General features: G+C 68.7%; 11 protein-coding genes. 1 reads left to right on the top strand and 10 read right to left on the bottom strand.

From position 1 onward, the window contains the following. Positions 1–99 precede the first annotated feature (99 nt). From ACPXY0_RS17505 to ACPXY0_RS17460, 10 genes are all read right to left on the bottom strand, one after another. Positions 100–1,269, bottom strand: a complete 1,170-nt coding sequence (locus ACPXY0_RS17505) for a fatty acid desaturase (protein WP_423926793.1) — start codon at positions 1,267–1,269, stop codon at positions 100–102. A 147-nt stretch (positions 1,270–1,416) separates the two neighbouring features. Further along, positions 1,417–2,568 (bottom strand): tRNA epoxyqueuosine(34) reductase QueG, encoded by a 1,152-nt coding sequence (queG, locus tag ACPXY0_RS17500; protein WP_423926791.1) that lies wholly within the window; start codon positions 2,566–2,568, stop codon positions 1,417–1,419. A 1-nt stretch (position 2,569) separates the two neighbouring features. Next, entirely contained in the window at positions 2,570–3,229 is a 660-nt protein-coding gene (gene nth / locus ACPXY0_RS17495; protein WP_423926789.1) for an endonuclease III, read from the bottom strand. 2 nt (positions 3,230–3,231) lie between these two features. Continuing rightward, on the bottom strand, positions 3,232–4,437 hold the full coding sequence (locus ACPXY0_RS17490; protein ID WP_423926787.1) for a M50 family metallopeptidase: 1,206 nt from the start codon (positions 4,435–4,437) through the stop codon (positions 3,232–3,234). A 1-nt stretch (position 4,438) separates the two neighbouring features. After that, a complete protein-coding gene (locus ACPXY0_RS17485) occupies positions 4,439–5,143 on the bottom strand; it encodes a hypothetical protein (protein ID WP_423926785.1) in 705 nt (234 codons plus the stop codon). After that, positions 5,140–5,625, bottom strand: coding sequence for a flavin reductase family protein (locus ACPXY0_RS17480; protein WP_423926783.1), 486 nt, complete (start codon positions 5,623–5,625; stop codon positions 5,140–5,142). Before ACPXY0_RS17480 ends, ACPXY0_RS17485 begins: the two co-directional genes overlap by 4 nt. Before the next feature lie 12 nt (positions 5,626–5,637). Then, entirely contained in the window at positions 5,638–7,125 is a 1,488-nt protein-coding gene (locus ACPXY0_RS17475) for a sodium-dependent transporter (RefSeq protein WP_423926781.1), read from the bottom strand. Continuing rightward, entirely contained in the window at positions 7,122–8,123 is a 1,002-nt protein-coding gene (locus ACPXY0_RS17470) for an alpha/beta fold hydrolase (RefSeq protein WP_423926779.1), read from the bottom strand. The genes ACPXY0_RS17475 and ACPXY0_RS17470 overlap by 4 nt, the downstream gene beginning before the upstream one ends. Positions 8,124–8,125: 2 nt before the next feature. Further along, on the bottom strand, positions 8,126–9,616 hold the full coding sequence (locus ACPXY0_RS17465) for a hypothetical protein (RefSeq protein WP_423926777.1): 1,491 nt from the start codon (positions 9,614–9,616) through the stop codon (positions 8,126–8,128). Between the two features lie 15 nt (positions 9,617–9,631). Beyond that, positions 9,632–11,020, bottom strand: coding sequence for a glycine--tRNA ligase (locus ACPXY0_RS17460; RefSeq protein ID WP_423926775.1), 1,389 nt, complete (start codon positions 11,018–11,020; stop codon positions 9,632–9,634). A 213-nt stretch (positions 11,021–11,233) separates the two neighbouring features. On the opposite strand from ACPXY0_RS17460, the gene ACPXY0_RS17455 reads away from it, so the two are divergent. Continuing rightward, positions 11,234–12,442 carry an ATP-binding protein gene (locus ACPXY0_RS17455; RefSeq protein ID WP_423926773.1) on the top strand — a complete coding sequence of 403 codons (1,209 nt, stop codon included), beginning with the start codon at positions 11,234–11,236 and terminating at the stop codon, positions 12,440–12,442. Positions 12,443–12,761 lie beyond the last annotated feature (319 nt).

Raw genomic sequence — 12,761 nt, 5'->3', positions numbered from 1 at the left:
CCTCCAGATCCTGCAGGCGAACGATTTTTAGTCTAGGCTAAAAATTACTCCGCAAGATGCACGGATACGGCACCGTTCGTCAACTGCGGCGTGTGGAGGTCAGTCCGTGGCGGGCCGGCTCTCGAGGGTGATGGTTTCGACGGCGCGGAGGAGTCGGGTACGGGCAGCCTCGCGAGCGCGGTCGAGTTCGGTGCGGGCTTCCGCCTTCACCGCGTCGAGGCGACCCAGCTTCCCGGTCTTGATGCGATCCAGCCGGGCCCGGCTTTTCTCGGCGGCGCGGTCGAGGCGCGTGAGACACTCTTCCTTCAGTTGATCGAGACGCGCGCGGGGGACCCGGTCAAGTTTCGCCCGTCCGCCGGCGCGGAGCGTCTCCAGCCGCGACCTGCCTTCCTCGCGGGCGTGCTCGATGCTCCGCAGGCCGGCTTCCCGGGTCCGCTGGACTCGTGCCACCGCTCGTTCGAGCCGCCCGCTTACGCGGTCCGCCGAATCCCGGTAGAACCGCGCCGCGAACTCCCGAGGCGAGGCCGAGCGCGCGTACAGCACGTCGGCCAGTCTCAGCATTTGCAGTATCCGGATGTAGAACCAGCCGATGTCGAACTCCCACCAGTGCGCCTTGAACTTCGCCGAACGCGGATCTGCATGGTGGTTGTTGTGCAGTTCCTCACCGAGGATCCAGATCCCCCACGGATGCAGGTTGTGGCTGTCGTCGCGGGTGCCGAAGGTCCGGTAGCCGAGCGCGTGCCCGAGACCGTTGATGATGTTCCCCATGAGCGGGACCGTGAACACCATGCATGTCCAGACGATGAAACCCGGGATGATCCCGAACAGGAACAAGGAGAGGACAAGCATGAGCTTGACCCCCAGGCCCCGGCGCTTCGTGTAGATGTTGCGCTCGACCCAGTCGTCCGGCGTCCCCTTGCCGTACTTGTCGAGCACCGCCTGATCCTGCGCGGCTCTCCGGTAGAAGAAGAGGCCGTTGAAGGCGATGTTCGCGAGACCTTCGACCGTGGGCGAGTGCGGATCCCCTTCACGGTCGGCGTACGCGTGGTGCTTCCGATGTACCGCGACCCACTCCTTCGTCACGATCCCGGCCACAAGCCAGCACCAGAAGCGCATCATGTGCTCGACCACGGGATGGAAGACGACCCCGCCGTGCGTGGCGGAGCGGTGCAGGTAGAGCGTGTTGCAGACGTTGGTGACGTGACCGATGGCGATGACCCACAGGACGGGGATCCACCAGGGCTCTCCCAGGATCGCGTAGCCTGGCATGCATTTCTCTCCGAATTCTGGGGTCCGACCTGACTCCCCGATCCGGGAATCCATCGACCAGGTCGCTACCTTACTCTGCGACGGCTCAAGCTAACGCCGGATCACGATCTCCGCCCGGGGTCCCCACGGGCTGTCTCCCCATCCGGCCTATGCGGACGCGAGGCGGGCGAGCGCCCAGCGCGCGTGCTCTCGCACCAGCGGCGAACTGTCCGCCTCCAGGCGCCGGAGTACGGGGCGCGCGGCCGCACCTCCGGCGTTGCCGAGGCCGACGGCGAGGTTACGAAGCAGCCCGTCGCGGCCGGGGCGACTGAACGCGGTTCCCCGGTAACGGGCTCGGAACTCGTCGGGGTCGAGGGCTGCCACTTCCTCGGCCCAAACGGCCATGTCCCCGGGGGGCACCCGCTGCCCGAGCCGCGGCTCGAACGGCCCCGGAGCCGGTGACGGCGCATCCGAATTCCAGGGACACACCTCCTGACAGATGTCACAGCCGAAGACACGGGTCCCGATCGCCGGACGCAAATGCTCGGGGATCGGGCCCCTGAGTTCGATCGTGAGGTAGGAGATGCAGAGGCGGGCATCCAGGACGCGGCCGTCGAGGATCGCGTCCGTCGGGCAGGCGTCGATGCAGCGCCGGCAGGTGCCGCAGCGGTCGTGGACGAAGGGCGGGTCGGGCTCGATCTCGATGTCCGTCAGCAACTCCCCCAGCATGAGGTAGGACCCGAACTCAGGGTGGATGAGCATCGTGTTCTTGCCGATCCAGCCCAGGCCCGCGCGCTGGGCGTGGTCACGTTCGAGGACGGGACCGTAGTCCACGTACCGCTTCGTCCGGGCGCCGGGTGAGAGGCGGCGGATCGCTGCGGAGAGTTCGTCGAGCCGCTCCTCGAACACGTCGTGGTAGTCACGTCCGTTCGCGTAGCGGGCCACGACGGGAAGCCGGCGCTCCGGCGGATCGGCGGACGGGGGAGCGGCAGTGGAGCGGGGCGCGACGGCGGGCGGCGGCGGACCCGGCGTCGAGCCATATAGCAAGCTGACGACCACGAGCGTCCGGCAGCCGGGGAGAGCCTCCCGCGGGTCGAGGCGGCGGCGCACGGCGTCCTCGCGCGCGAGGTAGGCCATCTCGCCGTGATAGCCGCGCGCCAGCCAGGCCTCGTATTCGTCCGCGTGCCGCGGTGCTTCGGCCGGGGCGAAGCCGACCTGGTCGAACCCGCACGCCCGGGCGGCCGCGCGGATCTCCTCCTTCAGCGTGTCGGCGTCACCCGCACCCGGGGCGCCCTCGTCGCCCGCGCCGGAGGGGCCCATGTCACCCGAACTTCCCCGCGCTGACACAGAGGTCGGCGAGCGGGCACTCGGCGCAGCGCGGCTTGCGGGCGTGGCAGACCGTGCGCCCGTGCAGGATCGACCGCCAGGCGAAGGGGTGCCATGCCTCCCGCGGCAGGACTCTCATCAGATCCTTTTCGACCTTCGGCGGATCCACCTCGTTCGTGAGGCCGAAGCGGTGGGTCACCCGCTTCACGTGCGTGTCGACCACGACGCCCTCGTGGATCCCGAACGTGTTGGAGAGCACCACGTTCGCCGTCTTGCGGGCGACCCCGGGGAGGGTGAGCAGATCCTCCATCGTCGCGGGCACCTCGCCTCCGTAGGCCTCGACGAGCCGGCGCCCGAGGCCCTGGAGGTGGCGCGCCTTGTTGTTGAAGAAGCCGGTGGGGCGCACCGCTTCCTTCAACTCTTCCAGCGGCGCGTCGGCGTACGCCAGGGCGTCGGGATAGCGCGGGAAGAGGGTACGCGTGACCTGGTTCACGCGTTCGTCCGTGCACTGGGCCGAGAGCACGGTCGCAACGATCAACTGGAGCGGCGTCTCCCAGTCCAGCGAGACGGTGAGGTCCGGATAGAGGGCGGCGAGTCGCGGCGAAAGTGACGCGGCAAGCTCGGAACGGGCCCTCCAGGAACGCGGCCGACGCACGATCAGGCGCTCTTCGCGGGGGGCGTCCGGATGTCCGCTCCGGCGGTCCCCCCCGACCCGGCGACCTGTTCCGGCGACACGAGGCCCAGCCGCTGCATCCGGCGCACCCGCGCCACGACCTCGCGGGGGTCCAGCGCGCCGACGACGAATCCATCCCGGATCACGAGCAGACTCGAGGCACCCGCTCGCAGCCCGAAGAGCGCGTCCACCAGAGACTCGTCGGGCTGGGCCACGGGGAACTCCTCCGCGGGTCTCGTGACCGCGGACACGGGCGTCCCGGCGCGAAGGTTCGCCGGCACCTCCGAGACCGCCCGCACGTCGACGACCCCGATCAGGCCACCATCGCGTTCCACGGCGTAGGCCTCCTGCCGTCCCCGCAGGAAGAAGTCGGAGATCGCCCGCTCGACGGACAGACCCGCCTCGATGGCGCGCGGGCGGGGGCTCATGACCGCCGCCACGGGGATGTGGCGCATCAGGTAGCGGAGTTCGAAGTGCCGCAGACTCGAGGCCGCGGCGTTGACGACGAACCAGCCGATGAACGCGGCCCACAGGCCCGAGATGAACTGTCCCCGGCTCAGGTTGAACAACCCGAGAGCGATGAGCGCGGCGCCGAACAGCCGGCCGCCGCGCGTGGCCCAGCGGGTCGCGCGCAGGAGATCTCCCGTCACGGCCCACACGATCGAGCGGAAGATGCGCCCCCCGTCGAGCGGGAAGCCCGGGATCATGTTGAAGACGGCGAGGACGAAGTTGAGCAGGGCGAGGAAGCCGAGCACCGTGATGACGGGCGGCGAAGCGTACCAGGCTTCCGCGGCCAGCCGGGCCGCGTGGAAGAGGCCGGCCAGCGCCAGACTCGTGAGCGGGCCCGCCGCGGTGAGGAGGAATTCGTCCAGCGGACGGCGGGGCTCGTCGCGGGCCTGGGCGATGCCGCCGAAGATGAACAGCGTGATGTGCTCGACCGTCACGCCCCGCATGCGGCCCGCGAGCGCGTGTCCGAGTTCGTGCAGCAGGACCGAGAGGAAGAAGAGGAGTGCCGCCGCCGTGCCCATCGCGAGGTACGTGGACGAGGGATAGAAGGGCAGCGCGCGCGGGAACTCGCGTGTGCTGAAGGTCCAGATCACGAGGGCCGCGACGGGGAACCACGAGTAGTCGATCCGGATGGGGAATCCGAACCAGCGTCCGATCCGGAAGCTGCCGAAGAGCGGCAACACTCTAGCCGCCCTTCGCGGGCGCGGGGCGCGCCGGGCTGGAGAGCTGCACGGGCTGGCGGCCGGCGCGCGATCCGAAGCGCCACCACGGACGGCGTCGGCGCACGGCCACGCACAGCCGCCCTCCCGCCAGGTTCGTCACCTCCACGAAGGCGCGGGCCGCGGAGGCCGGCACCTCCACCGCGTAACGCCGCCCGCGCCACGCGAAGACGGCTTCCACCGCGCGTTCCGCGACGCTCGATTCCACGAACAGCTCCGACTCAAGTCTTACGACGCCGTCCGGGCCGGCCGGCACCGCCCGGTAGAACTCCGGATCGAACGGCTCCCCGGCCACCCGGCGGAGGTTGTGCTCCTGCGCCCAGTCCACCTCATCCAGCCCCATCTCCCCCGCGGCGGATTCCCGGTGGTGCAGCAACTCGTGCAGGATCGTCTCCCACAGCTCGCCCTCCCAGTCGAAGTCGGGATCCTGATCCGCCAGGGCCCGGAAGGAACCGTGGTAGAGGACGAGATCCGAACGCACGTCTCCGTCACCGCCGGCGCCGCTCGGCCACGTCTCCGTCAGACACTCGCCCATCGTGTACACCCAGTCGAACTCGGGGTGGGCGACGGCCTCCGTCTCGATCGTCAGCCCGTCGACCCCCTCGCGCGCCTCCTCGGGAATCTCGTTCCACATCCGGCGCGCCGCCGCCTGGAAGCGCCGGAAGTTCAAGGCGCGATCGAACGGTAGCCGCCCCGGAAGTAGAGGAGCGGCGGACAGTCCTCGTCCTCCCGGTACGCGACCCCGACGACCCGTCCGATGTAGATCGTGTGGTCGCCGGCGTCCACCGCCCTCTCGACCGTGCAGTCGCAGTGCGCCATGGCGTCCGCGAGGATCGGCGCGCCCGTCTCCCCGGGAATCGTACGCAGGCCCCCGAACTTGCCGGGCCGGCTCGAAGCGAAGCGCCGCGCGAGGGCTTCCGAGTGCTCCGGGAGCAGGTTGAGCACAAAGGCGCCGGAGTCGTGGATCGCGCGATGCGTCGCCGCCTCGTGATGCACGCACGCCATGACGAGCGGGGGCCGGATCGACACGGAGCACACCGCCGTCGCCGTCATCCCCCTCGGCCGCCCCTGCCCGTCCGAGGTGGTCACGACGACGACCCCGCCGGCCAGGTTCGCCAACGCGCCCCGGTAGTCCGCGGCAGAGACCGTCACGGCGGGCCGGGGTCAGCCGTCTTCAGCCGACGCCGTGCGACCCGTCGCGTTCGCGGCCAGCCAGCGATTGAGGCCCAGAAAGACGGCGATCGCCATGGCCCACTGGACGAGGACCGTCCCGACGTTGAACTCGGAGATCGGCGTGAAGGACCCGGCCAGGTCGTTCAGGTCGATGGCCTGCCACAGCCACCAGCCCGTGATCACGACCGCCTGCACGGCGACGAGTCGAATGACGACGTTCCACCACTTCCCGATCACGAGATCGCTTCCCTCGCTGTTGACGAACTGCGTGCGGAAGCGGTCGACGCCGTGCCGCATGACCATGATCGAGAAGAAGAGGCCGCTCAGCATCAGCCCGACGCCCCATACCCAGTCCTGGTTGCGGAAGACCTCGATCCAGATCGCCGAGGGGAGCCCGAGCGCGAAGCCGAGGCCACCGACCGTCAGCACCGCCCTTCGCCGCGCCATCCCGGCATCGGTGAGAACCCGGGTGGGCAATTCGATCATCGCGATGAGGCTGCTCCAGGCGGCGAACACGAGCGCCAGGAAGAAGAGGACCATGAACACCGAGCCGCCCGGCATGCGCCCGAACAGCTGCGGGACCCAGATGAAGGTCAGTCCCTCGTTCCCGGCCCCCACGATCTGGTCGGCCGCGCCGGGCAGGATCGCGAACACCGTACACAGCACCATGATCCCGGCCAGCAGCGACACCGAGTTGTTGCCGAATCCGAGCATGAACGCGTTGAGCGTCGTGTCTTCCCGCTTCCTCATGTAGATCGCGTAGACCGTGATCAACCCCCAGCCCGCGCCGGTGTCCCACGCGTTCTGGGTGAGGGCCTCGAGCCAGATCGAGGCCTCGCCCAGCCTCCCCCAGTCAGGGGTGAAGAGGAAGGCAAGACCCGCGCTCGCCCCCGGCAGCGTGACCGCCCGGATCGCCAGCGCCAGGACGAGCAGGAGGAGGCTCGGGATGAGGAAACGGGCGGCCCGCTCGATCCCGCGCACGCCGCGCAGCACGACGATCACCGCCAGCCCGATCGCGAGGGCGTGCGTGAGGATGGGCCACGGCGACCCGATGAAGCCGTCCCAGAACTCCTGGGGCCCCACGCAACCCACCGCGCCGGGCTCGCAGGCGGCGGTGGGGACGGTCCCCGTCACCGCGCCGAACAGATAGCGCAGGGTCCATCCCATCACGACCGTGTAGTAGAACATGATCGCGGTCGAGACGAAGGCGATCCACGCACCCATCCAGCTGTATTTCTTGCCCGCCAGCCTCGCGAAGGCCCCGATCGGCCCCGAGCGGGCCTCCTTCCCGGAGGCGAACTCGACGAGGATCAGGGGCACGGACCAGAGGAAGAGAAAGACGACCCAGGCGACGAGGAAGGTGCCGCCCCCGTTGGACGCGGCGATGCGCGGAAAGCGCCAGATGTTGCCGGTTCCGACCGCCATCCCGAGCATGGCCAGCATCATCGCGGCCCGGGAACTGAAGACGGGTTTCGTCATGCGTCGCCTCCGTCCGGTTCGTCCTGGTGATCGGGTCTCGACTCCTCGGCGAGCCGCAGCAGCCAGCTCTCCAGCGCCTCGTTGAACGCCCCGGGCCGAGAGACATGCGAGCAATGTCCGGTGCCGGGAACGGGGACGTATTCGGCGTCCGGCAGCAACTCCGCGATCTCCATCGCCCAGTCCACGGGACAATACACGTCGTGTGGACCCTTCACCACGAGCGCGGGCGCCGCGATGCCGCCGAGATCGGCCCGCAGGTCGATCTTTCTCAGGCGGCCGACCCGGTGATCGGAGACGCTGGGGGGTACGGTCCGCGGCCCGGTGAAGAGCGCGTACTCGATGAGGGCGTCGCGGCCCGGCGAGTCATCGAAGATCCACACGCCGAGCCGACTCCAGGCGCGGGCCAGGCCGCGGGCGAGGTTCGTGGGGAGGTACCGTGTCGTGACCATGGCGAGCGGGGTCAGTGCGGCCCGATTGAGTCCGACGTGATCGTAGGAGACGCGAGCGAGCGGGTTACAGAGGACCAGTCCCCGCAGCCGTTCCGGGAAACGGCTCGCAAAGCGGATCGAGATCGCGCTGCCGAGGCTCGTTCCGATGAGGACGAAGCGGTCGAGATTGCGAGCCTCGACCAGCTCGGCCACGTCGTCGACCAGGCGCTCGAACCCCGCGTCGGCGGCGAACTTCCGGCGCAGATCGGCGCAGACCACGCGATGACCGCGGGCGAAATGCGGCAGCTGGTACCGGAACGTCTCCTTCGGTCCGTCGGCGCCCGGGATCCAGACGAGCACATCGCCGGATCCGACGTCGACGTACTCCACGGACTCGCCATCCGAGTATTCGATCGTGCCGGCGGGTAGCGCTTCGCCGGAAAGGTCGCGGACGGGCGGCCGGACGAGCGCCGCGTTCCGGCGCGTCATGGTCCACCAGTACGCCGCGCCGGCCGCACCCGCGAGCGCGCCGATCGCGAACCCGCCGGGCAGGCCGAGCCGGCGCGTCACGCTCACCGCCAGCGCTCTACACGCGCCAGGAGCGGGTCGGCCGTGAGACCGTCCGCGCCGAGCTGGGTCGCGAGTTGCGCGGCGTTCTCCCGCTGCCCGGCCGAGAGGATCTCGGTCATGAACTGCCCCGCCGCCGGGTTGCGGTACCATTCCCCTCCGAAGCGCTTCTCCAGACGGTCGAGCACGATCGCGCTCAGCATCCAGCCGCGCAGGCGCCGCGCCGAGCGGAATCCCCTCAGGTGATCCGTGAGGTACGTAACGGGGTGGTGCGCGAATCCGGTCGCATCACTCATCAGTTCGGCGTAGCGATCCGCCAGTTGGCCCGGCCGCTCGGCGCTCGCCAGTTCGAGTTCCCACAGGAGCCGGGCCGCCTCGCGGCGCAGACGGTACAGGCGCAGGAAGCTCGCCAGCGGTACGTATTCCGCCAGGGCATCCCCGCTCAGCCCGGTGGCCGCCTCGATCCAGGCGCGCTTCAGCGTAAGCTCCTCGAACAGCAACGCGAAGCACTCACCCACCGAGTCGTCGCCCAGCGCGCGCTCTTCCCAGGGGATCGCGGGAGACGAGTAGGCGTGGTGCAGCGTGTGTCCCAGTTCGTGGAGGAGCGCGCGGGCGTCGAGCCAGCCCCCGAGCGGACACACGACGAGGACGACTTCACCCGGGATTTCCATCGCCGCGGTGAACGAGCGTTCGTCCTTGAGCGGACGGCGATCGAAGTCCACCCGCACGGATCCGTCCTGCGCGAGGGGAAGCCCCATGCCTTCCAGAGTCCGCCTCACATGCGGGTACAGCGGCTGGATCTCGAACGGCCGCCCCAGCCATCGCATCCCCATCAACCACAGGGCGTCGGAGCGGGACGCCGGCCGGCGCCCTGTGTCGATCCGGCGGTCGGTTTCCTCGGCGAACGCCTCGCGATAGGGCGCGTCCGTACCCCGCAGGATCGCGGACGCGATGCGCCCCACTTGCCGCAGGTCCAGACCGAGCAACCGTTCGCGGGCCGCTACGTAGTCGCCCAGACCGAGCCGGGCGACCGCCTCCCGCTCCCGATGGACGACATCGAGCCGGAGCGCCTCCGCCTCTTCGATCCGGCCGTGTCGCGCCACTTCCCAGGCGAGCCGCTCTCCTCGGTCATCCGTCCGCATGATCCAGTCCGGCACGCGCCTGAGCGGGATCTCCCGCTCGGCTACGGACACGGTCGCCCCGGTCTCCCACGACCGCAGTTCGTCCTCGAGCGGCGCCAGTTCGGCTTCGATCTGCTGTCCGGCCACCCAGTTGAAGAGCGCCTTCAGGCACTGGCGCTCGTCACCGTACGCCTCGGAGAGTTCATGCTGGATGGCCGGAAGCACTGCGGGATCGAGGAGCAGCCGGTGCTCGCGATACAGCGCGGCCAGCGAAGACCGCTCCTCGAGTCCGCTGCGAAGTCGGTAGTGGGCGCGCGCCACGGCGCTCCGCAGCCGCTGCGCCCGATCCCGGATCTCCTCGACGCGGAACGGCATGACCCTGCGAGCCGGTCAGGCGCCGGGAGAGGCGCCGGCGACCGCCGCCCCGAGCCAGGCCGCGACGCGCGACAGCGGTAGCCGCGTCTGCTCGAGCGAATCGCGGTCGCGCACCGTACACGTCTCGTCCTCGAGCGTCTGGCCGTCGATCGTGAGACAGAACGGCGTCCCGGCCTCGTCCTGCCTCCGGTACCGCCGGCCGATCGATCCCACGATGTCGTAGAAGACGTTGAACCGGCCACGCAGTTCGCCGGCCAGCTTGTCGGCGATCTCCGGCATCCCGTCCTTCTTCACCAGCGGGAACACCGCGGCCTGGAACGGCGCGAGCGCCGGCTTGAGCCGCAGCACGACCCGCTTCCGGCCTCCGACTTCCTCCTCATCGTAGGCGTCCGCAAGCACGACGAGCAGGGTGCGGCTGAGTCCGGCCGACGTCTCGATCACGTACGGCACGTACTTCCGGTTCGCCGGCTGGTCGAAGTATTCCAGCTTCTTCCCGGAGTGCTCCTGATGGCGGCCGAGATCGTAGTCCGTCCGGTTGTGGATCCCCTCGAACTCCTGCCACCCGAACGGGAAGCGGTACTGGATGTCCGACGCGTCCTTGCAGTAGTGCGCCAGCTCATCGGGCCCGTGCCGGTGGAAGCGCAGCCGGTCCCGGCGGATCCCCAGCGACTCGACCCACGCCATGCGCCGTGTCTTCCACTCCTCGAACCACTCGTCCTCCGTGCCCGGCGCCACGAAGAACTGCATCTCCATCTGCTCGAACTCGCGGGTCCGGAAGATGAAGTTCCCCGGCGTGATCTCGTTCCGGAACGCCTTCCCCACCTGCGCGATCCCGAACGGCACCTTCTGGCGGACGGACTCCTGCACGTTCCTGAAGTTGACGAAGATCCCCTGCGCGGTCTCCGGACGGAGATAGACCGTCGCGGCCTCGTCCTCCACGACCCCCATGAACGTCTTGAACATGAGGTTGAACTGGCGCGGGTCCGTCCACTGTCCGGTGGTCCCGCACACGGCGCATTGCTGCGTACCGGGACTCCCCGCCTCAATCTGCGCCAGCTCGTCCGCCCGGAACCGCCGGTGACAGCTCAGGCACTCGACGAGCGGGTCGGTGAACGCGCCCACGTGCCCGCTCGCCACCCACACTTCGGGGTTCATGAGGATGCCCGCGTCGATGCCCACGATGTTGGCATGGCGATGCACCATCTCCCGCCACCAAAGCTGCTGGATGCGGTTCTTGAGCTCGATGCCGAGCGGACCGTAGTCGTAGACGGACCCCACGCCTCCGTAGATTTCGGAGGACTGGAAGACGAACCCGCGCCGCTTGGCGAGGGACACGAGTTTGTCCATCAGGCCGGGAGGATGGCCCGAATCGGCGCTGGGTTCCGTATTCGTTTCGTCGGTCATGGATATCGGTGGCAGCCGCTCGCATCGGGCGCGGCGGCGGAATCGGCTGGAATCGCCGGAGCCTCGGGAATCGTGGGACGGACGCGGCTCCGGCCGCGAGCGGCAACGATAGCCGTGGCTGGCAGCCCGTGGCAAAACCCCGCGTAGTCGCTGAGCGTCTTGCGAGGTCATGGATCTTCCATTTGCTCGCTTTATTGAGTAAATTTACTCATCATGTTGAGTAATATGACGTACACGCGCCCCTACGCCCTGGAACTTCTCGGCCGCCTTCGGGAGCCTCGCCGGTTTCTTCAGATCATCACCGGCGCGCGGCAGGTGGGCAAGACGACGTTGATCACCCAGGTCGCCGAACGGTCGGGACTGCGCCACCGGTTCGCCACCGCAGATCAGCCGTCTTTGCGCGGTCCTGGCTGGATCGCGCAACAGTGGGAGGCGGCGAGACTCCTCGCGGACGACTCCGATGCCGATGATGCACTCCTCGTCATCGACGAGATCCAGAAGGCAGCAGATTGGGCAGAGGCCGTCAAGCGGCTGTGGGACGAGGACACCCGTGCCGGACGCCAGCTCAAGGTGGTGCTGTCGGGTTCGGCGCCACTCCTCATTGAACGTGGTCTAACGGAGAGTCTCGCCGGGCGCTTCGAACGGCTCCACCTGCCACACTGGAGCTTCGCCGAGATGCAGGCGGCGTTTGGCTGGTCCCTCGAGCAGTTCCTCTTCTACGGTGCATATCCCGGCGCGGCGCCGCTGGTGCGGCAACCGGAGCGCTGGTCTCGCTACATCCGCGACTCGCTCATCGAAACCACGATCGCGCGAGACGTGCTGTTGCTTACTCGCGTGGACAAGCCGGCCCTGCTCAGGAGGCTCTTCGCGCTGGGCTGTGCGTATTCGGGGCAGATTCTGTCGTACACGAAGATGCTGGGACAGCTGCACGACGCGGGGAACACCACGACGCTGGCCCATTATCTCGACCTGCTCACGGGCGCAGGCATGCTGACGGGGCTGCAGAAATACTCCGGCGCCGAGGTGCGGCGGCGAGGCTCCAGCCCGAAGCTGCAAGTCTTCAACACAGCTCTGTTGACCGCCGGCTCTCGTCTCGCACTCTCGCAGGTGCGCACGAACCCCGAGTTGTGGGGACGGCTGGTCGAATCCGCGGTAGGTGCGCACCTGGTGAACGCGGCAGACATGGACGCATGCGAGGTCTTCTACTGGCGCGACCGTGGCCGGGAGGTGGACTTCGTGTTACGCGCCGGGGCGGTCGTAACCGCCATCGAGGTAAAGAGTGGTCGTACGCGCGGGACGCCGCCGGGTCTCACCGCCTTCGCCGATCGCTTTCGTCCAACGAGGATCCTGCTTGTCGGCGGCGACGGAATCCCGCTCGACGAGTTCCTCTCAGGGCCGGTCGAGTATTGGATGCGACCGTGAGTTCAGGAACGAGTCCCGAAGACCGGCCCGTAACTCGCCACGCTGGCCGGACTACAGATCTTGCGCGTCATATGAGGTACACATAGGGATAAGCTAAGGTGTGAGTCCCGGGCGTGAGTCCCGGGCGTGAGTCCCGGGAGCGGACATTGCTACCCGGGAGGATGGATGTTCAGGTGTTTCCGCGCTGGTCTCTCCTCGTCTCTTCGCAGTCGACCTTCCCGCGTCGCGGCCCCGTCGGACACTCTCCCGCGTATTGCTGCCGCGGATTCCGGCTCGGACCGACCGAACAACCGCGCGCCGGGCAGGTCGGCCGCAACAT

Source organism: Candidatus Palauibacter sp. (assembly GCF_965237495.1).
Taxonomy (GTDB): Bacteria; Gemmatimonadota; Gemmatimonadetes; order Palauibacterales; family Palauibacteraceae; genus Palauibacter.
The sequence above is the reverse complement of the archived record's forward strand: the minus strand, read 5'-3'. Positions and strand labels throughout refer to the sequence as shown.

Excerpts from the sequence above, each read along its gene's own strand:
- ACPXY0_RS17455 (WP_423926773.1), top strand. The coding sequence starts at position 11,234 with ATGTTGAGTAATATGACGTACACGCGCCCCTACGCCCTGGAACTTCTC.
- ACPXY0_RS17465 (WP_423926777.1), bottom strand. The coding sequence starts at position 9,616 with ATGCCGTTCCGCGTCGAGGAGATCCGGGATCGGGCGCAGCGGCTGCGG.
- ACPXY0_RS17460 (WP_423926775.1), bottom strand. The coding sequence starts at position 11,020 with ATGACCGACGAAACGAATACGGAACCCAGCGCCGATTCGGGCCATCCT.
- queG (WP_423926791.1), bottom strand. The coding sequence starts at position 2,568 with ATGGGCCCCTCCGGCGCGGGCGACGAGGGCGCCCCGGGTGCGGGTGAC.
- ACPXY0_RS17505 (WP_423926793.1), bottom strand. The coding sequence starts at position 1,269 with ATGCCAGGCTACGCGATCCTGGGAGAGCCCTGGTGGATCCCCGTCCTG.
- ACPXY0_RS17475 (WP_423926781.1), bottom strand. The coding sequence starts at position 7,125 with ATGACGAAACCCGTCTTCAGTTCCCGGGCCGCGATGATGCTGGCCATG.